The 26,041-nt window shown below is 61.9% G+C and carries 23 protein-coding genes; 12 read left to right on the forward strand and 11 right to left on the reverse strand.

Annotation, left to right across the window (positions count from 1 at the left end):
* Positions 1-8: 8 nt before the first annotated feature.
* The 4 genes from tpiA (at position 9) to B3B04_RS10975 (ending at position 3,950) form a co-directional block, all read left to right on the forward strand.
* Positions 9-758, forward strand: coding sequence for a triose-phosphate isomerase (tpiA, locus tag B3B04_RS10960; RefSeq protein ID WP_292042859.1), 750 nt, complete (start codon positions 9-11; stop codon positions 756-758).
* 86 nt (positions 759-844) lie between these two features.
* The gene (gene secG / locus B3B04_RS10965) at positions 845-1,261 is read left to right on the forward strand and encodes a preprotein translocase subunit SecG (protein ID WP_292042862.1); all 417 of its coding nucleotides are present in this window, start codon (positions 845-847) and stop codon (positions 1,259-1,261) included.
* Positions 1,262-1,392: 131 nt separating this feature from the next.
* Positions 1,393-3,045, forward strand: a complete 1,653-nt coding sequence (locus B3B04_RS10970) for a CTP synthase (protein ID WP_292042864.1) — start codon at positions 1,393-1,395, stop codon at positions 3,043-3,045.
* A gap of 494 nt (positions 3,046-3,539) precedes the next feature.
* Positions 3,540-3,950, forward strand: coding sequence for a DUF2177 family protein (locus B3B04_RS10975; RefSeq protein ID WP_292042867.1), 411 nt, complete (start codon positions 3,540-3,542; stop codon positions 3,948-3,950).
* Positions 3,951-3,963: 13 nt separating this feature from the next.
* Here the strand turns inward: B3B04_RS10975 and B3B04_RS10980 are convergent, their stop codons facing one another.
* Genes B3B04_RS10980 through B3B04_RS10990 form a run of 3 tightly spaced genes read right to left on the reverse strand, consistent with a single transcriptional unit; the run spans position 3,964 to position 5,995 of the window.
* On the reverse strand, positions 3,964-4,782 hold the full coding sequence (locus B3B04_RS10980) for a DUF1295 domain-containing protein (protein ID WP_292042869.1): 819 nt from the start codon (positions 4,780-4,782) through the stop codon (positions 3,964-3,966).
* Positions 4,779-5,417 carry a ChrR family anti-sigma-E factor gene (locus B3B04_RS10985; RefSeq protein WP_292042871.1) on the reverse strand — a complete coding sequence of 213 codons (639 nt, stop codon included), beginning with the start codon at positions 5,415-5,417 and terminating at the stop codon, positions 4,779-4,781. Before B3B04_RS10985 ends, B3B04_RS10980 begins: the two co-directional genes overlap by 4 nt.
* On the reverse strand, positions 5,414-5,995 hold the full coding sequence (locus tag B3B04_RS10990) for a sigma-70 family RNA polymerase sigma factor (RefSeq protein WP_292042875.1): 582 nt from the start codon (positions 5,993-5,995) through the stop codon (positions 5,414-5,416). The genes B3B04_RS10985 and B3B04_RS10990 overlap by 4 nt, the downstream gene beginning before the upstream one ends.
* 153 nt (positions 5,996-6,148) lie before the next feature.
* Between B3B04_RS10990 and B3B04_RS10995 the strand changes: the two genes are divergently transcribed.
* The 4 genes from B3B04_RS10995 (at position 6,149) to B3B04_RS11010 (ending at position 11,490) form a co-directional block, all read left to right on the forward strand.
* The gene (locus B3B04_RS10995) at positions 6,149-7,486 is read left to right on the forward strand and encodes an NAD(P)/FAD-dependent oxidoreductase (RefSeq protein ID WP_292042877.1); all 1,338 of its coding nucleotides are present in this window, start codon (positions 6,149-6,151) and stop codon (positions 7,484-7,486) included.
* The gene (locus tag B3B04_RS11000; protein ID WP_292042880.1) at positions 7,483-8,292 is read left to right on the forward strand and encodes a DUF1365 domain-containing protein; all 810 of its coding nucleotides are present in this window, start codon (positions 7,483-7,485) and stop codon (positions 8,290-8,292) included. The genes B3B04_RS10995 and B3B04_RS11000 overlap by 4 nt, the downstream gene beginning before the upstream one ends.
* Positions 8,293-8,467: 175 nt before the next feature.
* A complete protein-coding gene (locus tag B3B04_RS11005) occupies positions 8,468-9,688 on the forward strand; it encodes a class I SAM-dependent methyltransferase (protein ID WP_409516045.1) in 1,221 nt (406 codons plus the stop codon).
* Positions 9,689-9,972: 284 nt separating this feature from the next.
* Positions 9,973-11,490 (forward strand): S10 family peptidase, encoded by a 1,518-nt coding sequence (locus B3B04_RS11010; RefSeq protein WP_292042881.1) that lies wholly within the window; start codon positions 9,973-9,975, stop codon positions 11,488-11,490.
* A gap of 89 nt (positions 11,491-11,579) precedes the next feature.
* On the opposite strand, the gene B3B04_RS11015 is transcribed toward B3B04_RS11010, so the two are convergent.
* From B3B04_RS11015 to hutU, 3 genes are all read right to left on the reverse strand, one after another.
* Entirely contained in the window at positions 11,580-11,840 is a 261-nt protein-coding gene (locus tag B3B04_RS11015; RefSeq protein ID WP_292042883.1) for a plasmid stabilization protein, read from the reverse strand.
* Positions 11,841-11,926: 86 nt separating this feature from the next.
* Positions 11,927-13,459, reverse strand: coding sequence for a histidine ammonia-lyase (gene hutH / locus B3B04_RS11020; protein ID WP_292042885.1), 1,533 nt, complete (start codon positions 13,457-13,459; stop codon positions 11,927-11,929).
* Between the two features lie 4 nt (positions 13,460-13,463).
* Positions 13,464-15,140: a urocanate hydratase gene (gene hutU / locus B3B04_RS11025; protein WP_292042886.1), complete on the reverse strand. Its 1,677-nt coding sequence runs from the start codon at positions 15,138-15,140 to the stop codon at positions 13,464-13,466.
* A gap of 98 nt (positions 15,141-15,238) precedes the next feature.
* Here hutU and B3B04_RS11030 point away from each other — a divergent pair, with 98 nt between their 5' ends.
* The 3 genes from B3B04_RS11030 to hutI are packed head-to-tail and all read left to right on the forward strand — an operon-like array spanning position 15,239 to position 18,047.
* Positions 15,239-15,937 (forward strand): UTRA domain-containing protein, encoded by a 699-nt coding sequence (locus B3B04_RS11030; RefSeq protein ID WP_292042889.1) that lies wholly within the window; start codon positions 15,239-15,241, stop codon positions 15,935-15,937.
* A 5-nt stretch (positions 15,938-15,942) separates the two neighbouring features.
* The gene (locus B3B04_RS11035) at positions 15,943-16,833 is read left to right on the forward strand and encodes an agmatinase family protein (RefSeq protein ID WP_292042890.1); all 891 of its coding nucleotides are present in this window, start codon (positions 15,943-15,945) and stop codon (positions 16,831-16,833) included.
* Positions 16,833-18,047 carry an imidazolonepropionase gene (gene hutI, locus B3B04_RS11040; RefSeq protein ID WP_409516046.1) on the forward strand — a complete coding sequence of 405 codons (1,215 nt, stop codon included), beginning with the start codon at positions 16,833-16,835 and terminating at the stop codon, positions 18,045-18,047. The genes B3B04_RS11035 and hutI overlap by 1 nt, the downstream gene beginning before the upstream one ends.
* Here the strand turns inward: hutI and B3B04_RS11045 are convergent.
* From B3B04_RS11045 to B3B04_RS11060, 4 genes are read right to left on the reverse strand one after another with little or no spacing between them, the layout of a single operon-like run.
* Positions 18,044-18,961: an acyl-CoA thioesterase gene (locus tag B3B04_RS11045; protein ID WP_292042896.1), complete on the reverse strand. Its 918-nt coding sequence runs from the start codon at positions 18,959-18,961 to the stop codon at positions 18,044-18,046. The genes hutI and B3B04_RS11045 overlap by 4 nt on opposite strands.
* The gene (locus B3B04_RS11050; protein ID WP_292042899.1) at positions 18,961-20,073 is read right to left on the reverse strand and encodes an acyl-CoA dehydrogenase family protein; all 1,113 of its coding nucleotides are present in this window, start codon (positions 20,071-20,073) and stop codon (positions 18,961-18,963) included. Before B3B04_RS11050 ends, B3B04_RS11045 begins: the two co-directional genes overlap by 1 nt.
* Before the next feature lie 10 nt (positions 20,074-20,083).
* Positions 20,084-21,274, reverse strand: coding sequence for an acyl-CoA dehydrogenase family protein (locus tag B3B04_RS11055; protein ID WP_292042901.1), 1,191 nt, complete (start codon positions 21,272-21,274; stop codon positions 20,084-20,086).
* Complete coding sequence (locus B3B04_RS11060) at positions 21,274-23,328, reverse strand: 3-hydroxyacyl-CoA dehydrogenase NAD-binding domain-containing protein (protein ID WP_292042903.1); 2,055 nt, start codon at positions 23,326-23,328, stop codon at positions 21,274-21,276. The genes B3B04_RS11055 and B3B04_RS11060 overlap by 1 nt, the downstream gene beginning before the upstream one ends.
* A gap of 192 nt (positions 23,329-23,520) precedes the next feature.
* Here B3B04_RS11060 and B3B04_RS11065 point away from each other — a divergent pair, with 192 nt between their 5' ends.
* Complete coding sequence (locus tag B3B04_RS11065) at positions 23,521-25,257, forward strand: class I adenylate-forming enzyme family protein (protein WP_292042905.1); 1,737 nt, start codon at positions 23,521-23,523, stop codon at positions 25,255-25,257.
* Between the two features lies 1 nt (position 25,258).
* Here B3B04_RS11065 and B3B04_RS11070 read toward each other — a convergent pair whose 3' ends face one another.
* Positions 25,259-26,038 carry a thioesterase family protein gene (locus tag B3B04_RS11070; protein WP_292042908.1) on the reverse strand — a complete coding sequence of 260 codons (780 nt, stop codon included), beginning with the start codon at positions 26,036-26,038 and terminating at the stop codon, positions 25,259-25,261.
* Between the last annotated feature and the right edge of the window lie 3 nt (positions 26,039-26,041).

A 26,041-nucleotide genomic window follows, 5' to 3' on the forward strand; every position in this document is an offset into this window, starting at 1 on the left:
AGAGCCGCATGACCGAATCTCAAAAGCTGATCGCTGGCAATTGGAAGATGAACGGCGTGGGGGAGAGCCTCGAAGAGGCCGCCGCCCTGCGCGTTGCTCTGGATGCCGAAGCCGCCAACTGCCGCGTGGCCCTGTGCCCGCCGGCGACCCTGATCGACCGCATGGCCCAGACGCTGGGCGGTTCGTCCATCGAAATCGGTGGGCAGGACTGCCACGCAGCCGCGAGCGGTGCGTTCACGGGCTCGGTATCGGCCGACATGGTCGCCGAGGCAGGGGCCAATCTGGTCATTCTCGGCCACTCTGAACGCCGCGCCGGTTTTGGCGAGACCGATAGTGATGTGGCCGCCAAGGTCGAGGCCGCACTGGCCGCCGGTCTGGAGCCGATTATCTGCGTTGGTGAAACGCTGGAACAGCGCGAAGCTGGCGAGGCCGTTTCCGTCGTCAGCAATCAAGTGATGGGCTCGCTGCCGCAGTCACTGTCGTGCATGCCGTTCGCTGTGGCCTATGAACCAGTGTGGGCGATCGGCACCGGTCTGACCCCGACGCTGGAACAGATCGAAGAGGTTCACGCCGCTGTACGCGCCGCCATCATCGCCCGTCTGGGGCAGGGCGGGGCTAAGGCTCCGATCCTGTACGGTGGCTCCGTGAAGCCTTCGAACGCCAAGGAAATTCTGGCTGTGCCGGAAGTGGGCGGGGCACTCGTAGGCGGTGCCTCTTTGAAGGCGGACGACTTCCTCGGAATCATTCGCGCTGTCTAAGGACAGTTCAGGTTTGCCCGCGGCCTCTATCAATGTTAGAGGCCGCCTCTTGATCGGCGCAGTCTCGCGCCCACATGAATGACGCCATGCTTCAGACCATTCTGCTCGTCGTAATGTTCATCATCTCGGTCGCTCTGACCGGGGTTATCCTGCTGCAACGTTCCGAGGGCGGTGCCCTTGGCATGGGCGGTGGCCCTTCGGGCTTTATGACGGCCCGCGGCGCAGGCAATCTGCTGACCCGCGCCACCGGCATTCTGGGGGCTGCATTTTTCGTGTGCGCCATTGCCCTGACCATCGCCGGTAACGTCGAGCGCGGTTCGCGTTCGATCATCGACGCCGATTCGGTCGGCGCGATCGCCATTGGAAATGACGAGGCCGCAGCCGCTGCGGCTGCGCAACCGGAACAAGCCGCTCCGGCTGCTCCGGCGACCCCGTCGCTGGACGATCTGGAAGCCAGCCTACCGGCCGCCGCTGTGGCTCCGGCCCAACCCCCGGCTCAATAAGAGTTCAAGGGTTTCAGTGATTTGAAAGCGCGTCCTTCGGGGCGCGCTTTTTCTTTTGCTGTGAACAATTCGGGTAACCGCTACCTTTTTCTGACTGACGAGTCGCCCGAAATGGGTTAGGGTTTCCGCCCATGCCTAGATATGTGTTCATCACTGGCGGCGTGGTTTCCTCCCTTGGTAAAGGCCTCGCTTCCGCCGCTCTCGGCGCGCTTCTACAAGCGCGCGGTTACAAGGTTCGACTGCGAAAGCTCGACCCTTATCTGAACGTCGACCCCGGTACGATGTCGCCCTATCAGCACGGCGAGGTCTTTGTGACCGACGACGGTGCGGAGACGGACCTCGACCTCGGCCACTACGAGCGTTTCACCGGTGTGTCGGCGGCCAAGTCCGACAACATCACCACGGGACGCATCTACTCGACCATCATCGAGAAAGAGCGTCGTGGCGATTATCTGGGTGCGACCGTGCAGGTCATCCCGCACGTCACCGACCAGATCAAACAGTTCTGCCTCAGCCCCGCCAAGACCGATGACGGCGAGGACGTGGACTTTGTGCTGGTCGAGATCGGCGGCACGGTCGGCGATATCGAAGGGCTTCCCTTCTTTGAAGCGATCCGCCAGCTGGGGCAGGACCTGCCGCGTGGCCAGTCGTGCTTCGTTCACCTGACGCTGTTGCCGTTCATCAAGACGGCCGGCGAGATGAAAACCAAGCCGACCCAACACTCGGTCAAGGAGCTGCGCTCCATCGGTATTCAGCCGGACATCCTGCTGTGCCGCTGCGAAGAGCCGATTCCGGCCGAAGAAAAGCGCAAGATCGCCCAGTTCTGTAATGTGCGCCCCGACAGCGTCATTCAGGCGATGGACTCGGCTGATATCTATGCGGTGCCGCAGGACTATCACGCCGAGGGCCTGGACACGCAGGTGCTGGCCCACTTCGGCATCAATGATGCGCCGGAGCCGGAGTTGGCGAGCTGGAACGAGATCGTTCGCCGCCGCCTGAATCCGGAAGGCGAAGTCACCATCGCCATCGTTGGCAAATATACCGTCCTGAAAGACGCGTATAAGTCGCTGATCGAAGCCCTGATGCACGGTGGCGTGGCCAACCGCGTCAAGGTCAATCTGGACTGGGTGGAAGCCGACACTTTTGAAGGCGACCCCGAAAAGGCCGCCGAACGTCTGAAAGATGCCCACGCCATTCTGGTGCCGGGTGGCTTTGGCGAGCGCGGGGCAGAGGGCAAGATTCAGGCAGCCCGTTTTGCCCGCGAGAAGAAGATCCCGTACTTCGGCATCTGCTTCGGCATGCAGATGGCTGTGATCGAGGCCGCCCGCCATCTGGCAGGTTTCCCCAAGGCCACTTCGACCGAGTTTGGTCCCGCTGAAGAGCCTGTGGTCGGCCTGATGACGGAATGGAAGCAGGGTAACCAACGCGTCCAGCGCGAGCAGGGCGGCGATCTGGGCGGCACCATGCGTCTGGGTTCCTATGAGTCTACGCTGGCCGATGGCTCTCTGATCGCTAAAATCTATGGCGACACCCATATCAGCGAACGTCACCGTCACCGCTATGAGGTGAACATCAACTACCGTCAGGCCATCGAAGAGAAGGCCGGACTGTATTTTGCGGGCCTGTCGCCGGACGGCGTGCTGCCGGAGACCGTGGAGCGCAAGGACCACCCCTGGTTCATCGGTGTGCAGTATCACCCTGAATACAAGAGCCGCCCGTTCGCACCCCATCCGCTGTTCGCCAGCTTCGTGAACGCCGCCTTGGTGCAAAGCCGCCTAGTCTGACTTGTAAGCTAAGCCATATGGCGTATACGTAGTTCCACGGTACGCCGCTTGCACCCCTCGGAACTGTATGTTTCATATTGGCTTGCGGGGGGGTAAGATGATGGTAGGGACTTTATTGTACTACCTCCATCGTCATTTCCGCACCGTTACGACGGTGCTGACGGTGGGTGTAATCGGACTGGTTTTGAGCCTGATGTTTCAGGTTCTTATGAGACTGCTGAGCGCCTAGCGATCGGCAGCTGGAGGGGAGAGGCTTGGTCGCTGTCGCAGGACACCCGGGCCTACCGAATCCAGACGTTGGGCCACCCGCTTGGGGGAGTGGGTGGCCCAACTTTAAACCTCCACTACAATATCAAAAGGCGCAGTTAGTAACGACTGCGCCTTTCGATCTTTTGCGGTCCACCAACGTGCGGAGCGTAGCCCGCCTGCCACATACGCGGAGGTGATGGATCCAGCGTCGCCGTTCGTGCGTATCCCTGTCAGGAGCGAAACTCATGAATGTTGTGATTGCCTATATCCTGACGCTGGTCGTCTTTGCCGTGGTGGACACGGCGTGGCTGGGAACGATGGGGGATCGGGTGTATCGCCCGCTCATCGGCTCCATGCTGGCCGAGAATTTCCGGCTAATTCCAGCTGTGGTGTTTTACGCCATCTATGCATTGGGTCTGACTATCTTTGCGGTTCTGCCGGCACTGGCCAGCGGTCAGTGGAAAACGGCCCTGATCTGGGGCGCAGCGTTCGGCTTCTTTGCCTATGCCACCTATGATCTGACCAATCTGGCGACCCTGCGTAGCTGGAGCGTCAGGATGGTGGCGATGGATATCGCGTGGGGTACGTTCGTGAGCGGGGCGTCGGCGACCGGCGGCTATTGGCTGGCCACCAGGGCGATCCGCGCGCTGGCCTGATTGACCCCGTGCTTCAGCCCTTGGGCGGGCGAGGGAAGAAGGGCGGCACGCGGCGGGCATATTCGGCGAAAGCCTGGGGCCGCGTGCGCTTCATATGCTCTTCCAACAGCGGAACGCCCGACACATGATTCAGCAGCCAGTAGATATAGGCCGGTGCCGTTAGCGCCAGCCAGCCCCAAGGCCACAGGTCCAGCGGCTCCAGATTGATGGCAAACAGCGGCCACGCACACCACCCCAACCATTCAAAGAAATAGTTCGGGTGACGTGACCATGCCCACAGGCCTACGTCACAGACCTTGCCCTTATTGTCCGGATTGCGTTTGAAGGCGGCCAGTTGGCGATCAGCGATACCTTCGCCCATGACCGCAATGATCAGTACTGCCGCCGCGATTACGTCCTGCACGCGTAGGCCCCATAGCGCGCCCTCGGCAGGATTGCGCGCCGCCAAAAGGATGCTGAGCAACAGCACCGAAGCCGCGCCCGCCTGAAGCAGCAAAAAGCCGAACATCTTGAGGCGGAACTGGTCGCCCCAGTCGTCCTTCAGCTTGTCATAGCGGGCGTCGGGCTTGTCCTTGGCGGCGCGGGCGGCGATGTGCGATCCCAGCCGCGCGCCCCAAAAGCCGATTAGCGCTGCCACAACCCACTGACGGGCCGACGGCGCGCCATCGACAGGAAACAGGGCGATGCCTACGCCTGCGATGCCCAGCCCGAATGACCAGAAGGCATCGGCCCAGCCACCCTGTCCGGTCTTTTGTTGTGCCACCCACGCCCCGCTCATGACCAGCGCCATGAAAACCGCCGCGCCAAGCCAGAGAAGGACGAGTGAGGTCATAGTTTTACGAAGGGCTGCAAAATGGGGCCCAGCCAGCCGTCCAGTTGGATTTCACCATCCAAGGCGACCACGCACAGGCAAGGTTCATCCGAAACCACACGCGGCTGGTGGAGGACCTCGTGATCAGCCTCCTCCAGATCGCCGACGTCGAAGCGTTCGGTCTCGGTGGCATAGGCCCCCGACAGCACGCAGGTCAACTCGACCCCGCCGTGAGTGTGGCGAGGCGTCTTCTGACCCGGCTCGATCTTGAGCAGGATCACGCGGCATTTGCCGTCTCGCGGCGCGTTGACGTTGCGCACCTTGATACCGGGACCCGCCCAGCGCCACGGTCCCAGCTCATAGTGGCGCAGCGGCTCGGGCAGTTCGGGCATATCGTTGAGGGGCAGGGGCTGTGCCGCCTCGCCCGCGTCGGTTTCAATGCGCGACAGGGCCGTTGCCAGTGCATCCTCGCGCATGGCTTCGGCGGGGGTGTCTTCCAGCATAATGCCGCCCAGTTTCTGCAACTGGTTCAGCCAGGGTTTTAGCTGGGGGCGCAGGGCCAGATGGGTCGCCATCACCACAGCCTCGGGCGCACTGAGCGCACCGGCGGCATAGGCCAGCATACGTGCTTCGGAGACATTGTGTTGGGTATTCATTTCGCGGCCTCCTCGGTGGTTTCGAGAAGATGGCGGAGCTTGATCATGGCGTTACGTATGCGCGACTTGACCGTGCCGAGTGGCAGGCCAAGGCGTTGGGCAATCTCGGAGTGCGGGTTTTCCAGATAATAGGCCATGCGCAACACCTCCACCTGTTCAGGGGGCAGGGTGGCCATGGCTTCTCGAACCCGCTCGGCATCCTGAAAACCGGAAAGGATGTCGTCGGGGCGTTGCGGCTCCTCGCCGGAGGTCAACTCCAGTTCGGGCACCGGAAGGGCGCGGGCATCGCGGCGCAGGACGTCGAGGCGACGGTTGCGGGCAATGGTAAAGATCCACGTGGCAGCGCGGGCCTTTCGTGAATCGAACAGGTCGGCCTTGCGCCATACGGTCAGCAAGGTGTCCTGAGCGAAGTCTTCTGCCACGGTGGCAGAGGCCCCAGCCTTCATGAGCCATGACTTAAGACGTGGCGCGAAGTGTTGGAAAAGACAGGCAAAAGCCTCACGGTCCCGATGCTGGGCTACCGCTTCGATCAGGCGATCATGCAGGAACGGGTCCGAACCGGGGACTTCTGCGTTCATACAGTTAGACCGCTCTGTAGGCTTTGAGAGGATTGAAGCCGCGTCATCCATGAACCCTACTACGCAGGCTCGCGCTTCTTGGATCACAAATCCAAAAGCATGGCTCGGGCGTATTGGCCTTTAACTGCCGATGACCGTGGCTTTGGAGTGAGAATGACCACAACCCCTTCGACGGGCGTCCAGCCTAAGCCTTTGAAAATTGCGGTTGTCGGTTCGGGTATTGCCGCTCTGTCTTCGGCGTGGCTGCTGTCGCAAAAGCACAAGGTCACACTGTACGAAAAAGCGGATCGTCTGGGCGGTCACTCCAACACCGTCAGGACCAGCCTGCCGACGGGCGAGGTGCCGGTGGATACCGGTTTTATCTGCTTCAATGACGCCACCTATCCCAATCTGATCGCCCTGTTTGCCCATCTGGGGATCGAGACGCGCAAGACGGATATGTCGTTCGCCGTGTCTCTGGATGGCGGAAAGTTCGAATATGCGGCACCCGGTCTGTTCGCCCAAAAGCGCAACATGTTGCGACCGGCCTTCTGGGGCATGCTGAAAGAGATTTTGCGCTTCTACAGGCTGGCTCCACGCCACATGGCGGATATGGATGACCACGACCTGACGCTGGGCGACTATCTGAAGCGCGAAGAGTTCAGCGAGGCCTTCCGTGATCAGCACCTGCTGCCGATGGCGGCGGCGATCTGGTCGTCTCCGGCGCATACGCTGCTGGACTATCCGGCCCAGTCCTTCATCAAATTCTGCGGCAACCACGGGCTGATGAAGTTGGTGGGGCGTCCGCTGTGGCGCACCGTCGAGGGCGGCAGCCGCGTCTATGTCGAGCGGCTGGCCCGCGCCATTCACGACATCCGTCTGGAGCGGGCAGTGGTCTGCGTGCGCCGTACCTTTGAGGGCGTCATCGTCACCGACAGCCGTGGCTTTGCCGAACGCTATGACCATGTGGTGCTGGGCACCCATGCCGATCAGGCGCTGTCCATGCTGGACAGTCCCAGCGATGAGGAAAAGCGCGTGCTGGGCGCGTTCAAATACAGCCGCAACCTGACCGTGCTGCACACCGACAAAGGTTTAATGCCCCAGCGCCGCAAGGCGTGGGCCAGCTGGAACTATATCGGCATCAATAATGGCCTGTGCGTCACCTACTGGATGAACAAGCTGCAGGGCCTGCCCGGGCAGGACGTGTTCGTGACCCTGAACCCGCCGCGCGCGCCGCGTCCGGATACCCTGCTGCGTAGCGAAATCTATGACCACCCCATCTTTGATCCTGCCGCCCTGAAGGCGCAGCAGCGTCTGTGGGGCCTGCAAGGACGGGGCGGGGTCTGGTACTGCGGGGCGCACTTTGGCGCAGGCTTTCACGAGGATGGTCTGCAGTCGGGTCTGGCCGTGGCCGAGCAACTGGGTGATGTGCGCCGACCGTGGCAGGTCGCCAATGAAAGCGGCCGCATCTATGTCAGCCCGCCTAAACCGCATGCGGAGGCGGTCGCGTGACGGCGAGGCCGGACAACGCCCTGTATAAAGGCCGTGTCATGCACCGCCGCCTGCGGCCAAAGCCGCATGTGCTGGAGTACGGCGTCTTTTGGGTGATGCTGGATTTGGACCGGATGGATCAGGCTATAACGGCCTGCCGCCGCTTTTCCCGTAATCGCTTTAATCTGCTGTCGTTTCACGATGCCGACCACGGCGACAAAAGCGGCCAGCCCCTGCGTCAACAGGTAGAGGGCTGGCTGGCGCGGGCAGGGATCGATCTGGACGGTGGTCCCATCCGCCTGCTGACCATGCCGCGCGTGCTGGGCTATGTATTCAATCCGATCAGCTTCTACTACTGCTATCACAGCGATGGCCGCTTGCTGGCCATGGCCTATGAGGTGACCAGCACCTTCAAGGTGCGTCACACCTATGTGCTGCCGATTGCCCAAAGCCATCAGGTGGACGGACTGATCGATCAGGGCGCGGCCAAGGCGCTTTATGTGTCGCCCTTCATGGGGATGGAGATGGACTATCGCTTCCGTGGCCATGCGCCGTCGGAGACGCTGGACATGACCATCACCGGTTTTGACGCTCAGGGGCCGTTGATCGTGGCGGCCATGAAGGCCGACAGATTTGCTCTTGAGGACCACGCCATCTGGAAGGCCGTGCTGGCCCTACCTTTTCTCACCGTGAAGGTCGTCGCGGCCATCCACTGGGAGGCGCTGAAACTGTGGCTGAAGGGCGTGCGGTTGACCCGTCAGCCACCCCCTGCGCCAGAGCCGGTCACCGTCCAGTCAGGTCCACACGACAGCCGTCTCGGTTCCTGATCATAGTTTAGCTATCTGCAAGCTTCGGTAGAATTTCTGCACGGACCGCATATCTTACGATGTGTAAGTCATCCGCCGCACCGGAGCCCGCCAAGGCCGCCCATTTAAATTTCAGTTTCTCGCGGAAGCAGTGGCGTGTCCCTGTGCTCCGATTTTCAGAGAGGTTTCCAACGCCATGACCTCGATCATGCATTCGTCCGAAGAATCCAAGTCCGCTTCGCCGGTGTTTAGTCTGGTCTTTCGACTGCTGTCGGCCAACTGGACGTGGGGCAATCTGACATTGGTGTTGCCTGACGGAAGCCGTCAGCGGATCGAGGGGCAGCAGCCGGGCCATAGCGCGGTGCTGAAGATCAACAGCTATCGCTTTGCGCCGCGTGTGCTGAAAAGCGGCGACATCGGCTTTGCCGAAGGCTTTATGGCGGGCGAGTGGGACAGTCCCGATCTGGCCATCCTGCTGGAGACGCTGGTCAACAACTATGACCACATCCGCCGCCTGTTCGACGGCAATTGGCTGATGAAGTCCGTGAACTGGGTGGGACACAAACTGAACCGCAACAGCAAGGCCGGTTCGCGTCGCAACATCCACGCCCACTACGATCTGGGAAATGTCTTCTACGATAAGTGGCTGGACCCCTCGATGACCTATTCCTCGGCCCGCTTCACGCCACAGGCGGAAGGGCTGGAACAGGCGCAGCAAGCCAAATACGCCAGCCTGGCCCGTATGATGGACCTGCAAGCGGGCCACAGCGTGCTGGAGATCGGCTGTGGCTGGGGCGGTTTTGCCGAATTCGCGGCCAAGGAGATCGGGGCCAATGTCACCGGCATCACCATCTCGCAGGAACAGTATGATTTTGCCCGCGCCCGCATCGCCAAGGCCGGGTTGGGCGAAAAGGTCGACATCCGTCTGATCGACTATCGCGATGTGAACGGCCAGTTCGACCGCGTAGCCTCCATCGAAATGTTCGAAGCTGTCGGCCGCGAGTACTGGCCGACCTATTTCGGCAAGGTGGCCGGCAATCTGAAGCCGCAGGGCAGGGCAGGCCTTCAGATCATCACCATTCAGGATGAACTGTTTGATGAATATGCCGCCCGCACGGACTTTATCCAGAAATACGTCTTCCCCGGTGGCTCGTTACCGTCCGAACAGCGGTTGCAGCCGGTAATCGCCGAGGCAGGACTGACGTGGTCGGCGACCGAGCGGTTTGGTACCGATTATGCCGACACTTTGGCCGAATGGAACCGCCGCTTCTCGGCAGCCTGGCCCGAGATTGTCAAAGCCAGCAACAAATTTGACGAGCGATTCAAACGCCTCTGGCACTTCTATCTGGCCTATTGCGAGGCAGGCTTCCGGTCGCGCCGCACCGACGTCATTCAGGTGGCGCTCCAAAAGGGCTAAAGCGACATGTTCGGTGAGGGAGGACGGGCCTTTGCCTCTAAAGGCCTGACCTCTCTCACTACGAAGTGCGCTACCTGATGGGGCAATCTGCTCGCAGATTCGTGGCTCAAGGCCGCGCAGGCGCATAATCTTCAAGAAAGGGTGCCGGTTAACCTCAACGATTTTGCGTCATGCGCGAGACACTTGGTTTACATTCGGTCGGTCTTGCCATCACATTTCAAATTGCGCCGTGGAGGGTGTCCGGCTCGGAGGGAGCCGTGAATGTTGATCTCGGGGGAGTACCGATGAAGAAATTGCTGATTGCCGCCGTCTCGGCGCTGGCACTGGCCAGCCCCGCTGTGGCCCAGAATGCACCGCGTGCCGAGGCTCCGGCCCGCGAGAGCGCCCAGAGCGCCATCCCTGATCCGGTGGTGTCGGTCACCCGTCACTCGGGCACCTTTAACGGCCAGCGCATCAACTATCGCGCTATCGCCGGTGAGACCTATCTGAAGGATCGCACGGGCAAGCCGTTGGCCGCCATCACGTCCTACAGCTACATCAAGGAAGGTCCGACCGATCCGAACCGTCCGGTGACCTTCCTGTGGAATGGCGGCCCCGGCTCGGGTTCTGTGTGGCTGCACATGGGGGCCTTCGGTCCGAAGCGCGTCGTGGTGCCGTCGGATGCACGCGACGACGGCGCACCGCCGTTCAACATCATCGACAATCCGGAATCCCTGCTGGACGTCACCGACCTGGTTTTCATCGACCCGATCGGCACCGGCTTCAGCCGCGCACTGGGCGATACCGATCCGGCCAACTACTGGGGCGTGACCAAGGACGCCAAGTCCATGGCTGAGTTCATTCGCCTTTGGCTGAACGAACATAACCGCTGGAACGCGCCGAAATACATCGGCGGCGAGTCCTATGGCACCACCCGCGCCGCCGCCGTGATCAACGAGCTGGAAGGCACCTATACGGATGTGTCGGTGAACGGCATCATCCTGATCTCGGCCATTCTCGACTTCTCGCAAGCGGCCGAAGCGCAGGGTAACGAGCTGGGCTATGTGACCAACCTGCCGTCGATGGCCGCCGCTGCGTGGTATCACAACAAGGTGCCGAACAAGCCGGATACTGTCGAAGAGTTCGCCCAGCAAGCCCGCGCGTTCGCCATTGGCCCGTACGCTTCGGCTCTGCTGAAGGGCAACAGCCTGGGTGCTGAAGAGCGCGCGCAAATTCTGTCGCAACTGTCTTACTTCACGGGCATTTCGCAACAGTATCTGAGCAACGCCAACCTGCGCCTGTCGCTGAGCCGCTTCTATAAGGAGCTGCTGCGTGACCGTGGTCTGACCATCGGCCGTCTGGATGGCCGCTATACCGGCGTCGACTATGACAATGCCGGTGACCGTCCGGACAACGATCCGTCCTTCTACGGCATCGACGGTGCCTACACCGCCGCCATCAACTGGTGGTCGCGCGAGCATCTCGGCTATCGCCCGGACACCGTCTATTCCTCGATCGGCGGTACCCGCGATTGGGACTGGAACATCGGCGGTCCGCGCGGTGGTCAGGGCTATCTGAACGTCGCCCCGTATATCGGCAAGGCTCTGCGTGAAAACAGCGGCCTGCGCGTGTGGGTCGGTCAGGGCTATTATGACTTCGCCACGCCGTTCTTCGGTGCCGAGTATTCGCTGAACCGTCCGGGATTCCCGACCGACGGCCGTATCGAATGGCACTACTATGAGTCCGGCCACATGATGTATGTGCGCGATCAGGACCTGAAGAAACTGTCGGGTGACCTGCGGACCTTCATCGGCCGCCGTTAAGTCAATCGGTCACTGAAGAAGGGCGCGGGGGAACAACCACCGCGCCCTTTTTCATGCGGCGAGAGTTGAACCAGCAACACGCCATGTCGTCATGATTTCTGGTTCTTGCGGCGGGTCGCCCAGCCTTTCTTGGCGGCGGCGGACCGTTCGGCCTTAGTGCGTGATCCGCCCGCTGATTTTCGGCCCGATCCGCCGGGATGTTTGCCGCCGCCATCCTGTTTATTGACAGTGGCCCAGGCCCGACTTTCTGCTTCTTTTTTAGAAACGCCGCGTTCCTCATAGCCTTCGGCGATGTGATCGGCCTTGCGTTCCTGCTTATCGGTGTATTTGGATTTTTCGCCGCGGGGCATAGCTCTCTCCTTTCGGAGGACAGCGCACTAGGCCCCGCAGCAGTTTCCTGCGTCGTATTGGCGACGCAGGACGGCGACGCCTACAACTAGGCGGAGGGCAGCAGGTCAGCCGCAAAGACGCGATAGCGGCCCGCCCGCACGCCTTGCGTTGCCCGCGCAATGTCGGGGGCGAAATAGTGGTCGCTGGTATAGGGGGCGGCGGCCTCGCGCACGATGGCATAGGCCTGTTCCAGTTCGGGTGAACTGGTCAGCGGGCGGTGGAAGTCGATACCTTGTGCGGCGGCCAGCAGTTCGATGCCGACGACATTGGCGGTGTTTTCGGCCATGTCCAGCAGGCGACGTGCGCCGTGGGTCGCCATGGAGACGTGGTCTTCCTGATTGGCGCTGGTGGGCACGGTGTCGATGACGCACGGATGCGCCATCATGCGGTTTTCCGCCACCAGAGCCGCCGCCGTGACCTGTGCGATCATGAAGCCGGAGTTCAGACCGCTTTCCTTCACAAGGAAGGCAGGCAGCTCGCTCATTTTCGGATCGACGAGGATGGAGGTGCGGCGCTCGCTGATGTTGCCGATCTCGCACAGAACCATGGCGATTTGGTCGGCAGCATAGGCCACCGGCTCGGCGTGGAAATTGCCGCCCGAGATGACTTCGCCATCGTCGATGAACACCAGCGGGTTGTCGGTAACGGCGTTGGCTTCGCGTTCCAGCATGGCGGCAGCGTTGCGCAGGACATCCAGCGTGGCTCCCATCACCTGCGGTTGGCAGCGCAGGGAGTAGGGGTCCTGTACCTTGGAACAGTCGTGGCGGTGGCTCTCGCGGATGGCGCTGCCCGACAGGATTTCACGCAAACGCTTGGCCACGTCGATCTGCCCCGGTTGACCGCGCAGCGCATGGATGCGGTGGTCGAATGGTGCGTCGGAGCCCTTGAGGGCGTCGGTCGAGAGACCACCCGCAGCGATCGCAGCAGCAAACACATCCTCGGTCGCGAACAGGCCCGCCAGTGCCAGCGCCGTCGAGCACTGGGTGCCATTTAGCAGGGCTAGCCCTTCTTTCGGGCCCAGCACGATGGGTTCCAGACCGGCCTTGGACAGCGCCTCGGTCGCCTCCATGATCTGACCCTGATAGCGGGCCTCGCCCACACCGATCAGCACGCTGGACATATGCGCCAGCGGGGCCAGATCGCCGGATGCACCGACAGAACCCTTGGACGGGATCAGAGGCAGGACCTCGGCATTGACCATACCGATCAAGGTTTCCAGCGTGCGGCGACGGATGCCCGATGCGCCTTTGGACAGGCTGGCGATTTTCAGCACCATCAACAGGCGGGTGATGTCTTCGCTCAGTGGTGCTCCCACGCCGCAGGCATGGCTGAGCACAAGGTTCTTTTGCAGGGTCTCAAGGTCGTCGGCGGCGATGGAGGTGTTGGCCAAAAGCCCGAACCCCGTGTTGATGCCATAGACGGTGCGACCTTCCTTCAGAATGGCCTCGACCGTCGCGGCACCTTTCTCGACGTGGCCCCACGACGTTTGAGTCAGGGAAACCGTCACTGGACCGTCAAGGGCGGCGCGCAGTTGCAAGAGGGTGAGGGGCGTAGCCCCGATTTCGATAGGGGTAGTCATAGGCTTACAGGTCCAGCGAAGGCAGGTTCAGGCCATTGGCGCGCGCGGCGTCTTTGGCGATATCGTATCCGGCGTCGGCGTGGCGCATGACGCCGGTGGCAGGGTCGTTCCACAGTACGCGTTCAAGGCGTTCGGCGGCCTCGTCTGTGCCATCGGCGACGATGACCACGCCGGAGTGTTGGGAATAACCCATCCCGACCCCGCCGCCGTGGTGCAGCGACACCCATGATGCGCCCGATGCCGTGTTGAGCAGGGCATTCAGCAGCGGCCAGTCGGACACGGCATCCGATCCATCCTGCATGGCCTCGGTCTCGCGGTTGGGACTGGCGACAGAGCCGGAATCCAGATGGTCGCGGCCAATGACGATGGGGGCGGACAGTTCGCCCGACTTCACCATCTCGTTGAACATCAGACCCGCACGGTGGCGGTAGCCCAGACCGATCCAGCAGATACGGGCGGGCAAGCCTTGGAAGGCGATGCGCTCGCCTGCCATGTCCAGCCAACGGTGCAGACCGGCATTGTCCGGGAACAGCTTTTTCATCGCCGCATCCGTCTTGCGGATGTCCTCCGGATCACCCGACAAGGCAGCCCAGCGGAACGGACCGATCCCGCGACAGAACAGCGGGCGGATATAGGCGGGCACGAAGCCGGGGAAGGCAAAGGCGTTCTTTACGCCCTCGTCAAAGGCGACCTGACGAATGTTATTGCCATAGTCGGTGACGGGGATGCCCATCTTCTGGAAGTCGAGCATGGCTTGAACGTGCTTTGCCATAGAGGGGCGAGACACGGCCTCGACTTCAGAAGGGGCGGTGACACGCTTTTCTTCCCATTCGGTGACCGTCCAGCCCGAGGGCAGATAGCCATTGATCGGATCGTGGGCGCTGGTCTGGTCGGTCACCAGATCGGGGCGGATGCCGCGCTTGACCATTTCCGGCAGGATGTCGGCGGCATTGCCCAATAGGCCGATAGAGGTCGGTTTCCCGTCCTTCAGCGACTGTTCCAGCAGGGCCATGGCCTCGTCCAAGGTCTCGGCCATCACGTCCAGATAGCGGGTGCGGATGCGGAACTCGATGCGGCTGCGCTGACACTCGATAGCGATGCACGACGCGCCCGCCATAGTCGCGGCCAGCGGTTGCGCCCCACCCATGCCGCCAAGGCCCGCCGTCAATATCCACTTGTCCGACCAGTCACCGCCATAGTGCTGGCGGCCCGCCTCCATGAAGGTCTCATAGGTGCCCTGAACGATGCCTTGGGTGCCGATATAGATCCACGATCCGGCGGTCATCTGGCCGTACATGGCCAGCCCCTTTTTATCCAGTTCGTTGAAATGGTCCCATGTCGCCCATTTGGGCACGAGGTTGGAGTTGGCGATCAAAACACGCGGCGCATCCACATGGGTGCGGAACACGCCGACCGGTTTGCCCGACTGCACTAGCAGGGTCTCGTCGGCCTCCAGCTTTTTCAGCTGTTCGACAATGGTGTCGAAGGCCTGCCAGTTGCGGGCCGCCTTGCCGATACCGCCATAGACGACAAGGTCTTCGGGGCGTTCGGCCACCTCGGGGTCGAGGTTGTTCATCAGCATGCGCAAGGCCGCCTCGGCTGCCCAGGTCTTGGCCGTCTTCTCGGGTCCGCGCGGGCTGCGGATCACTCTGTCGTTCGGTCGAGAATTGGGGGTAGCCATCGAGTCCTCCATGCGACATCGCTATTCGTTGAGTGAAGTTCTGCACGGGATCCTCATTATGTCTAGACATTATGTTTCGAGCGGGGCAGGGTCGCGTGATGGATACTGAGCCACTGCATCGCCGCATCGCCAGCGACATCGAGCGCCGCATCGCCTCGGGCGAATGGGAGCCGGGCTTCCGGATCCCGACCGAGGTCGAGCTGATGGCCGAGTACGGCTGTGCGCGTATGACAGTTTCGCGTGCGATTACCGATCTGGCTGCGCGATCCTTGGTGGTGCGTCGTCGCCGTGCGGGCACGGTGGTGGCCCATCCTCCGGTACATTCCTCGGCCTTGGTGGCCATTCCCGATATCCAATCCGAGGTCGAGGGCAGGGGGCTGAAGTACAGCCACACCCTGCTGGCCCGCATCGTGCGCCCCGCCGCCGACGATGAAGAGCTGGGCGAAAAGGTTGTCGAGCTGGCCACGCTGCACCTTTCGGACGATGTGCCTTTCGTATTCGAGCGACGTCTGATTGGTCTGGACGCGGCCCCCGATGCCGAGAACGCCGACTTTGCCGCCCAACCGCCCGGAAGCTGGTTGCTGGCCAATATGCCGTGGACCGAGGCTGAGCATCGCATCTCCGCCATCGCCGCCGATGGCGAGACCGCCCACCACTTGGGGCTTGCCGATGGCACCGCCTGTCTGAGGCTTGAACGCCGGACGTGGCGCGATGGTCAGGGCGTGACCCGCGCCACCCAGATTTTCCCCGGCACGGCCTATGATCTGGTCGCGCGCTTTTCCCCCACAAAAGGATGACATCCATGAGCGAGCCGTCTGAAGCCCTCGGTTGGCGATCTGTTGGTGATTTGGTCGGTGACCATGCTAACGCGCCCGTGGCCCTGATCGGCGCGCCTTTGAACGAACGATCCCTGACGCCCGGTCGGTGCGATCTGGGACCACGGGCGCTGCGGTCCGTGCTGCCGCGACTGTCGACCTATGATGTAGAAACGGGGCTGGAACTGGATGTGCGCGTGCATGACGTAGGCGATGTGCCGCTGAAAGCTGTCTCGCCCGCCGATGCCTTTGTACCGGTGCGCGATGCGGTTCGGGCTCAGAGCCATCGCGCTTTGACCATTCTTGTTGGCGGTAACAATGCCATTACCCGCCCCGGTGCCCATGCGCTGGGCTTGGATCGTGTCGGGGTCCTGACCCTGGATGCGCATTTCGACCTGCGCGACACCGATCAGGGCCTGACCAACGGCAACCCCATTCAGGCACTGCTGGACGATGGCATGGACGGCCAGCGCATCAGTCAGGTGGGCTTGGCCCCGTTCGCTAACACCCGCCGCGCCCATGAAAAGGCCAAGGCCGCAGGCATCAGCGTGCGCACGGCGCGTGAGTGTCAGGAACAGGGACTGGCCGCCATAGTGACCGAGGAGCTGGAGCGCCTGTCAGGCCTGTGCGACGCCATCTATGTTGATTTTGACATCGATGTGATCGACCGCAGCCAGTGGCCTGCCAGCCCCGGCGCGCGCCCCGGTGGCGTGTCGGTGCACGCCTTTTTCGACGCCGCCCGCGTGGTGGGCGCTCACGCCAAGGTCCGCGCTGTGGACCTGACCGAATACGACCCGTCCTTGGAGGTCGGTGATCTGGGATCGCTGACGGCAGGGCGTTGGTTCTGTGAAATCCTGAGTGGAGTGGCCACCCGATGATCGACGCAGACCTGCTGATAACCGATTGCAAGCTGGCGACCATGGTCAAGGGCGATGCGCCCTATGGAGCCATCGAGGACGGCGCTGTTCTGATCAAGGATGGTCGCATCGCGTGGGTCGGCCTGCGTGCCGATCTGCCAGAATACATGGCTAAAAAAACCGAAACTTTGGAGGGGCGATGGGTCACGCCGGGGCTGATCGATTGCCACACCCATCTGGTGTTTGGCGGCGACCGTTCGGGCGAGTTTGAACAGCGGCTGGAAGGCGTCTCCTATGAAGAAATCGCCCGCTCTGGCGGCGGCATTGTTTCGTCGGTGCGCGCCACGCGTGAGGAGAGCGAAGACGAGCTTTTCGCCTCGGCCATGGCCCGTTTGAAGGGGTTAAAGGACACCGGCGTAACCACTGTCGAGATCAAGTCCGGCTATGGATTGGATCTCGAAAGCGAGCTGAAAATGCTGCGCGTAGCCCGACGTATCGGGCGCGAGGGCGGGGTGAGGGTACGTACCTCGTATTTGGGCCTGCATGCCTTGCCGCCTGAACATAAAGACGACCGCGAAACCTATGTGACCAAGGCCATCGAAGACATCTTGCCCGCCGCTCATGCAGAGGGCCTAGTCGATGCTGTGGATGCTTATTGCGAGCCGATTGCCTTTTCGGTCGAAGAGGTCAGCCGCCTGTTCGCCAAGGCCCATGAGCTGGGTCTGCCGGTCAAACTGCATGCCGACCAGTTGTCCGACAGTGACGGTGCCGCATTGGCGGCCCGCTATCAGGCGCTGTCGGCGGATCATATCGAATACAGCAACGAAGACGGCATCCGCGCCATGGCAAAGGCGGGTACGGTAGGCGTTCTGCTGCCTGGTGCCTTTTTGATGCTGCGCGAAACGCAGGTGCCTCCGGTTGATCTGATGCGGCAGCACGGCGTGCCCATGGCGGTGGCCACAGACTGCAATCCCGGCACCTCGCCGGTCGCCTCCATGACCTCGACGCTCAATCTGGCCTGTGTCCAGTTCCGTCTCACGCCCGAAGAGGCACTGTCAGGTGCTACCCGCGAGGGAGCCAGAGCCCTTGGCTTGCAAGATGAGCTGGGCACACTCGAGGTCGGCAAACGCGCCGATTTGGCCGTATGGAACATCACGCGACCTGCCGAACTCAGCTACTGGCTCGGCGCGCCACTGCTTCACAGCGCATGGGTCGACGGTCAACGCCGGATCTAGAGCGTTTTACGCGGCTCTTTTTTGCGCATCCGCATTAGGCCCTCTTGGGCGACCGAGGCGACCAGCTTTCCGTCACGGGTGTAGAACTGGCCGCGATTGAGGCCTCTGGCACCACCGGCCCAAGGGCTGTCGGTGACGTAGAGTATCCAGTCATCGGCGGGCACCGGCTGGTGGAACCACAGGGCGTGGTCGAGGCTGGCGGACTGCAGGCCCGAGGTCATAAAGCTGATGCCGTGGGGCAGGGAGGCCGTGCCCAGCAACGTCATGTCCGAGGCGTAGGCCAGTACAGCCTGATGCATGGCAGGATCATCCGGCAGGGGCGCGACTGTGCGAAACCACGAGGCATGACGCGGTGGTCTGGGGTTGCCGCCAAACGGTGAACGCGGCTGCACATGTCGAAACTCGACAGGCCGCGGACGCAGCAGGTGCCGCATGGCCCAGTCCGGCAGTTTGTCGACGCGCGCCTTCCAATAGTCGGTCTCGCTGATCAGCTCTTCGGGAGGCGGAACATCGGGCATGGTGTCCTGATGCTCCAGTCCGGCTTCCTCGGCCTGAAACGACAGCAGCATGCTTAGGATCGGCACGCCGCGCTGGGAGGCGATCACACGGCGGGTGGCAAAGCTGCGGCCATCATGGTCGCGCGTCACCTGATAGATGATGGGCAGGCCCTCTTCGCCGGGGCGCATGAAATAGCAGTGCAGCGAGTGTGCGGGCCCCAGATCAACCGTTTGGCGCGCAGCCTGAAGCGCTTGCGCCACCACCTGACCGCCGAATACGCGCCCCTTGCCGCCGGGCAGGGGCGCGCCTTGATACAAGCCGTCGTCCAGTGTCTCGACAATTAACAGGTCCACCAGACCTGCCGTCATCTCTTCGGGCGTACGCTCTTTGAACAGGGGGATAGGTCTATCGGCCATCAGTACCCCGCCTCGCGTGCCAACTGGTCGGCCAGATCGTCGGTGTGGCCGTAGAGCGTGGCCAGAACGCGCGCCCGCTTCATATAGAGGCCAATGTCGTGCTCGTCCGTCATGCCGATGCCACCATGCATTTGCACAGCTTCCTGCACGGCCAAGGTGGCGGCCAGACCGGCCTGAGCCTTGGCGATAATGGCGGCGGAGTGCGCCTTGGGGTCATCGGCATCCAGCAGTTGCTGGGCCTTCAGTGTGGCGGCATAGGCCACCTCGATTTCGGCATAGAGTGCCGCAGCGCGGTGCTGAAGCGCCTGGAATGTGCCGATCACGCGGTCGAACTGCACACGCTCTTGCAGATAGGCAACGGTGCGCTCGAACGCGGCGCGCGCAACGCCAACCAGCTCCGCTGCGGCTCCGGCCCGCATGTGGTCAAGGATCAGCGAGAGGATGTCTTCGGCAGCACCTGCTTGGCCGATGATATTGGTCGTGGGGACGTGTACCTGATCAAAGCTGACGTTGCTGACCCAGCTGCTATCGACCCAGCGCTCGGTGGCGAAGCTTATGCCGGCACTGTCGGTTTCGACTGCAACCAGGGTTACGCCTTCATTCGTACGGGCCGATACAATCAATAGATCCGCGGTGTGGCCGTGCACGACCATGGATTTCGTGCCTGAAAGCACAAGGCCGCCATCGGATGCGGTGGCTGTGGCTTGGATATGGTCCGGTACGTGGCGGGTACCTTCATCGAGGGCCAGCGCCACGGTGGCTTCGCCAGTCAGCAGTTTTCCCGACCATTGGGCTTTCAGCTCGGCAGTGGCGTGTCGCAGCGCGATTGCTCCGCCGACCGACGTCCCCAGAAAAGGCGAGGGCGTCAGATTACGTCCTAGCTCTTCGAGAACGATCCCCGCCTCGACTGCGCCAAGGCCCAGCCCGTCATCCGGCAGCATGAGCCCCGGCAGGCCCATGTCGGTAAAGGCCTGCCACACGTCCTTGGACCAGCCTGCCGCGTCATTGGTGTCACGCAGGCCGCGCAGATGTGACACTGGCGCGATGTCGGCCACCAGACCCCGCGCGGTATCGCGCAGCATCGATTGCTCTTCGTTCAGATAAAGTGGCATGATCTCACTCTCAGGCGTCTGGAAGCGCCAGAATGCGCTTGGCAATGATATTCAACTGCACCTCGGTGGTGCCGCCTTCGATGGAGTTGCCCTTGGTGCGAAGCCAGGCGCGGGGCACGGCACCGTGGCGCGATCCCTCGGAATCCCACTCCAGCGCGTTCGAGCCGCCCACGTCCATGATTAGCTCATGGCGGGCCTTGTTCAGTTCCGTACCGTAATACTTCATCAGAGATGGCGTGGCCGGATGGCTGCGGCCCACCTTAAGCTCGTCGATAAAGCGTTCGGACTGGGCACGGAAAGCGGCGGCGCGGATTTCAAAAAGCGCAAGGCGGGCGCGCAGAACAGGGCTGTGCAGTTTGCCGCTGTCATCCAGACCAATCGCCTCGACAGCCTGTTGCGGCAGGGTTTTGGTGGCTCCGCCGCCCAGCCCCATGCCCGAGATCATCTCGCGCTCGTGGCCCAGCAGATATTTGGCGACGTCCCAGCCCTTGTTCAGTGTGCCGATCAGGTTTTCCTTGGGTACCTTCACATTGTCGAAGAAGGTCTCGCAGAAAGGCGAATAGCCGGAGATCAGCTGGATCGGGCGAGTGGTAACGCCCGGTGTTTCCATGTCGAACAGAACAAACGAAATGCCGTTATGCTTGCTGCTGGTGTCGGTGCGGACAAGACAGAAAATCCAGTCCGCCTTGTCGGCATAGGACGTCCAGACCTTCTGGCCGTTGACGATGAAATGGTCACCGGCATCTTCGGCGCGGGTGGCCAAGCTTGCCAAATCCGATCCGGCATTGGGCTCGGAATAGCCCTGACACCAGCGGACCTCGCCACGCACGATGGGCGGAAGAAAACGCAACTTCTGTTCTTCGGTGCCGAACTTCAAAAGTGCCGGACCCAGCATGGAAATGCCGAAGCTCTGCAGCGGATTGCGGCAGCGCAGGCGTGACATTTCCTCGCGCAGGATCTTGGTCTGGGGCGGGGTAAGCCCGCCACCGCCATATTGGGTGGGCCAATCAGGGGCCGTCCAGCCGCGCGCGGCCATCCGGTCCATCCAGAGCTTTTGCTCGGGGTTGGAATAGACGGCCTTGCGACCGCCCCAGTTCACTTCCTCATCCGATTTCGCGGGCGTACGCATGGAGGGAGGACAGTTGTCCTCCAACCATTGGCGCGTCTCGCGACGGAAGGCTTCAAGATCGACAGCGCTCATCAGTTGAACGTCTCGCCCGCGGCGGCCTTCTTGCGCAGCAGCGGCGATATGACGAAGTCCTTGCCCAGCTGTTCGGAATATTTCTCCAGACCGGCCAGAACCTTGTCCAGACCAACGCTGTCGGCCCAGAACATCGGGCCGCCCGTGGCGATGGGCCAGCCATAGCCGTTCAGCCAGACCACATCGATGTCCGATGCGCGCTGGGCGATGCCTTCATCGAGGATTTTCGCACCCTCGTTGATCATGCTGTAGAGCAGGCGGTCGCGGATTTCCTCGTCACCGACCTGACGCGGGGTTTTGCCGGATTTGACGATGAACGCGTTGATGATTTCCTCGACTTCGGCCGATGGCGTGGCGCGGCGGTTCTCGTCGTAGTCATAATAGCCTTTGCCGGTCTTCTGGCCGCGACGGTCGCGCTCGCACAGCACATCGCGCACGTTCTCGCCCTTGGACTTTTCCTTGTTCCAGCCAAGATCCAGACCTGCCAGATCGTTCATCTGGAACGGACCCATGGGGAAGCCGAACTCGGTCAGCACGCGGTCGATATCCCACGGCTTGGCACCGTCCATCATCAGCTTCTGGGCCTCGCGCTGGCGCGGGGACAGCATGCGGTTGCCGATGAAGCCGGGGCAGACGCCGGACACAACTGCGACCTTGCCGATCTTGCGCGACAGGGCCATGGCCGTGGCCAGCACACTATCGCTGGTCTTTGCACCCCGTACGATTTCCAGCAGGCGCATGACATTGGCGGGCGAGAAGAAGTGCAGGCCCAGCACGCTCTCGGGGCGGCTGGTCTCGGCGGCCATCTCGTCGATGTTCAGATAGGAGGTGTTGGAGGCCAGGATGGCACCGGCCTTCACCGTCTTGTCGAGGGTGCGGAACACCTCCTTCTTGACGTCCATGTTCTCGAACACGGCCTCGATCACCAGATCGCAGTCGGCCAGATCGTCGTAGGAGAGGGTGGGTGACAGCAGCGACATGGCCTTGTCGACCATCTCGTGGGTGATACGGCCACGGTCGGCCATGCGGCGATAGTTTTTCTCGATCACGGCCAGACCACGATCCAGCGGGGCCTGATCGCGTTCCAGAATGGTGACCGGAATGCCGGCATTCAGGAAGTTCATGGCGATGCCACCGCCCATGGTACCAGCGCCCAGAATGCCGACCTTTTTGATCGGGATGATCGGCGTGTCGGCGGCGAGGCCGTCGATCTTGTTGGCGGCGCGCTCGGCAAAGAAGTTGTGGCGCAGGGCCTTGGACTGACCGCCCATCAGCAGTTTGCCGAACAGTTCGCGCTCCTTGGCAATGCCCTCTTCAAAAGGCAGTTCGACTGCCGCCTTGACCGCCGCAACGCAGGCGACCGGCGCATCGAGACCGGCCAGTCGGCGGCCATGCTCTTTCTTGAAACGGTCGAAAACTTCTGGATCCTTGCGGGCGGCTTCCAGCTTGTCTTCACGCTCAGACGTGCGTGGATGGGTATCGCGACCAGCGACTTCGCGCGCAAAGGCAATGGCATCGGCGACCAATGTGTCCTCACTTGCGATTTTGTCGACAAGGCCGAGCCCTTCGGCTTTTTTGGCGTTGATCGGATCACCGCTGACGATCATCGGCAGGGCGGCTTCGACGCCGATGACGCGCGGCAGGCGCTGTGTACCGCCTGCGCCCGGCAAGATGCCCAGCTTGACTTCCGGCAGGCCCAGTTTGGCTGACGGCGCGGCCACACGGTAGTGCGCGCCCAGGGCCAGTTCCAGACCGCCGCCAAAGGCCGTGCCATGGATGGCAGCGACAACCGGCTTGGCTGAGGCTTCCAGCCGGTCGATCAGGACGGGCAGAGGCACTCTGCCCACGCCGCCACCGCCAAACTCGGTAATGTCGGCCCCGCCGGAAAAGCCGCGACCTTCGCCATGGATGACGACGGCCTTGACGGCATCATTGGTGGCGGCGTCTTCGATGGCCTTGGCCAGCCCGTCGCGCACCCCTTTGCCCAGCGCATTCACCGGCGGGTTTTTGAGCGTGATGACGAGGATGTCGCCGTCGATGTGTGTGTCCAGCATTGGGAGCTCCGAGAAAGTCATATCGCTGTCGCGCATTTACGTACCCATTATTCGAAACAGCAAACCGAAGAATGTCAATGGGTGTGCGTATCGATGATATTTTGGCTTTATAAGGCAGTTATTTCGCGTTAGCTTGGCTGAAAGTGTCTGCGCCACAGGTTCAAAAAAGCAGACCGAAAACGGGAGAAAGTCGTGATTCGTCAGCCAATCTCGTCCCTGCAAGTCGAGCCGGCCGCGTGGCCGGTTGCGTCGCTCGCAGACATTGAAAAGGTGCTTACCGCGCCGGGGCAGCGGTTCGAGATCGAGACGGTGACCGTCAATGGCGTCCCGACCAAAAGCTGGAAGAATGCCCCGCCGACGACCAATCATCTGCTGGCCGTGGCGCGGGAGCATGGCCAAGCCGAATTCGTCTATTACGAAGGCGAGCGGCTGACCTACACGGGGTTTTACCGCGCGACAGCGGCTCTCAGCCATTGGCTGGTGGCTCAGGGCGTTCGCAAGGGAGACCGCGTGGCTCTGGCCATGGTGAACCTGCCCGAATGGCCTGTGATCTTTTTTGCGGCGGCAGCGTGCGGGGCGATCATTGTGCCGCTCAATGCATGGTGGACGGCGCAAGAGCTGCGCTATGGGCTGTCGGATTCAGGGGCCAAGATCGTGTTTGCCGACGGCGACCGGATGTCCCGTATTGCGTCTGTGCTGCCAGAGGTCACAAGTATCGAGCGCGCTGTCGTATCGCGCCCGACGTCTGATGCGACGGACGCCATCGCCCTGGACAGCATTTTGGGCGCAGTGGACACGTGGTCCGATCTGCCGGACCAGCCACTGCCGGACGTCGAGATCCAACCGGACGATCCGCTCACGATCTTCTACACCTCGGGCACAACAGGGGCACCGAAGGGGGCGTTGGGGTCCCATCGCAATGCGCTGAGCAACACCTTTTCAGGGGCCTATTCGGCGATGCGATCGGTGCTGCGACGCGGCGACACGCCGCCGGAGCCCAAGCCCAGACGCTCGTTGACGGTAATTCCGTTGTTCCACGTCACGGCCTGCAATGCGGGCTTGCTGGGAACTATTCTGTCAGGGTCGTCTCTGGTGTTCATGCGAAAATGGGACGCGCTGGAAGCCTTTGCCTTGATCGAGAAAGAAAGGATCACAGCGGCGGGAGGTGTGCCGACGATTGCATGGCAGTTGCTGGAGCATCCCGAGCGACATCGCTTCGATCTGAGCAGTCTGGACAGTATCGGCTATGGCGGCGCACCTGCGGCACCCGAGCTGGTGAAGCGGATATACGAGGAGTTCGGTGCCATGCCCAACTCTGGCTGGGGCATGACGGAGACCTCGGCGACGGTGACGCATCACGGGTCAGAAGACTATCTGAACCGCCCCGACAGCTGCGGCCCCGCTGTGCCGGTGTCCGACCTGAAGATCATGCGTGATAACGGGGTGACCGAATGTGCGGTGGGAGAGGTCGGTGAGCTATGGGCGCGTGGCCCCCAAATCGTTCTGGGCTATTGGAACAAGCCCGAGGCCACGGCTGAAACCTTTGTCGATGGCTGGGTCCGGACGGGTGATCTGGCGCGGCTGGACGAAGAAGGCTTTTGCTACATCGTCGACCGCGCCAAGGACGTGATTATCCGTGGCGGCGAGAACATCTATTCATCAGAGGTCGAAAACGTCCTCTACGAGCATCCGTCGGTGACGGATGCCGCCGTGATTGGCCGTCCGCACAAGGTGCTGGGCGAGGAGCCGGTGGCCGTGGTGCATCTGGCACCGGGGGAAAGCGCTAGCGAGGCCGAGCTGCAAGACTGGGTGAAGGCGCGACTGGCCATCTTCAAGACGCCGGTGAGCATCCGTTTCGTTCAGGAGACCTTGCCGCGCAATGCCAACGGCAAGATCCTGAAGAAAGACCTGAAGAGCTTGTTCGAATAAGTCAGGTGAAAAGGGCGACGCTCTGGATAGCGCTGGCGACCGGAAGGCCGTCGGCGTTCCAGATCGTCATGCTTTGACTGCTGCACCCCTGTTGGGCCTGATCGGCGCGCGAACGCAGTAACCACCAGCCGTCGCGTGTGGTCAGGTCATTCGTGAGTACGTTCAGGGTCCAGTTCATCGAACTGACCGGACCTTTTTCAGTCATCAGCCCCATGGCCGCTGGCGGCAGGGCGTCGCCGATTACCATCAGTTCGGCCTCGGATGGTGCCTCTCCACGATCGGCAAGGCGGGTCCAGCGAAGGAGGTCCGACGGCTCGGCGGTCGCGTTCTGTGGTCGGGCGTGAAGATACTCGAACTGCCCCGTAAAATGCGGTCCCGGCGTGCGCTTGAAGGCCGGTACCGACGCGACGGGATCAACGGTTTCCGGTGGGGGAAGATCGCAAAAATCGATATGAGAGGGGCGTGCTTTCATAAATACAAAAGTGGCGCGCAGGCCCAGACCGTTTGCGTCTGACACATCCACGCCCACATAGGCCGAGGACTTTCCACGCCGCAGAATTTCAGCCCGCGCGGTCACGGGCCCCGACAGTGGACCGATGAACGCTATCTGCGCCGAGCGCAGCGGGGGCGCGTCCTCGGTTGCACGATGCGCGGCCGTTAGGGCGATGGCGGCGCTGAGGCCGCCATACGCTGTGCGGCCCTGCATCCAATTTTCCGGAATGTGGCTATGATACAGCCCGCCGTCCTCGGTCATGCTGCGTATGAAATCACCGAAACTCATGCC

The organism is Brevundimonas sp. UBA5713 (assembly GCF_002419815.1).
Lineage (GTDB): Bacteria > Pseudomonadota > Alphaproteobacteria > Caulobacterales > Caulobacteraceae > Brevundimonas.

Coding starts and splice junctions, on each gene's coding strand:
- B3B04_RS11030 (WP_292042889.1), top strand. CDS start 15,239: ATGGATACTGAGCCACTGCATCGCCGCATCGCCAGCGACATCGAGCGC.
- B3B04_RS10985 (WP_292042871.1), bottom strand. CDS start 5,417: ATGAATACCCAACACAATGTCTCCGAAGCACGTATGCTGGCCTATGCC.
- B3B04_RS11070 (WP_292042908.1), bottom strand. CDS start 26,038: ATGAGTTTCGGTGATTTCATACGCAGCATGACCGAGGACGGCGGGCTG.
- B3B04_RS10990 (WP_292042875.1), bottom strand. CDS start 5,995: ATGAACGCAGAAGTCCCCGGTTCGGACCCGTTCCTGCATGATCGCCTG.
- B3B04_RS11015 (WP_292042883.1), bottom strand. CDS start 11,840: ATGCCCCGCGGCGAAAAATCCAAATACACCGATAAGCAGGAACGCAAG.
- B3B04_RS11060 (WP_292042903.1), bottom strand. CDS start 23,328: ATGCTGGACACACACATCGACGGCGACATCCTCGTCATCACGCTCAAA.
- secG (WP_292042862.1), top strand. CDS start 845: ATGCTTCAGACCATTCTGCTCGTCGTAATGTTCATCATCTCGGTCGCT.
- B3B04_RS11035 (WP_292042890.1), top strand. CDS start 15,943: ATGAGCGAGCCGTCTGAAGCCCTCGGTTGGCGATCTGTTGGTGATTTG.
- B3B04_RS11010 (WP_292042881.1), top strand. CDS start 9,973: ATGAAGAAATTGCTGATTGCCGCCGTCTCGGCGCTGGCACTGGCCAGC.
- tpiA (WP_292042859.1), top strand. CDS start 9: ATGACCGAATCTCAAAAGCTGATCGCTGGCAATTGGAAGATGAACGGC.
- B3B04_RS10970 (WP_292042864.1), top strand. CDS start 1,393: ATGCCTAGATATGTGTTCATCACTGGCGGCGTGGTTTCCTCCCTTGGT.
- B3B04_RS10980 (WP_292042869.1), bottom strand. CDS start 4,782: ATGACCTCACTCGTCCTTCTCTGGCTTGGCGCGGCGGTTTTCATGGCG.
- hutH (WP_292042885.1), bottom strand. CDS start 13,459: ATGACTACCCCTATCGAAATCGGGGCTACGCCCCTCACCCTCTTGCAA.
- B3B04_RS10995 (WP_292042877.1), top strand. CDS start 6,149: ATGACCACAACCCCTTCGACGGGCGTCCAGCCTAAGCCTTTGAAAATT.
- B3B04_RS11055 (WP_292042901.1), bottom strand. CDS start 21,274: ATGAGCGCTGTCGATCTTGAAGCCTTCCGTCGCGAGACGCGCCAATGG.
- B3B04_RS11050 (WP_292042899.1), bottom strand. CDS start 20,073: ATGCCACTTTATCTGAACGAAGAGCAATCGATGCTGCGCGATACCGCG.
- B3B04_RS11045 (WP_292042896.1), bottom strand. CDS start 18,961: ATGGCCGATAGACCTATCCCCCTGTTCAAAGAGCGTACGCCCGAAGAG.
- B3B04_RS11005 (WP_409516045.1), top strand. CDS start 8,468: ATGACCTCGATCATGCATTCGTCCGAAGAATCCAAGTCCGCTTCGCCG.
- B3B04_RS10975 (WP_292042867.1), top strand. CDS start 3,540: ATGAATGTTGTGATTGCCTATATCCTGACGCTGGTCGTCTTTGCCGTG.
- hutU (WP_292042886.1), bottom strand. CDS start 15,140: ATGGCTACCCCCAATTCTCGACCGAACGACAGAGTGATCCGCAGCCCG.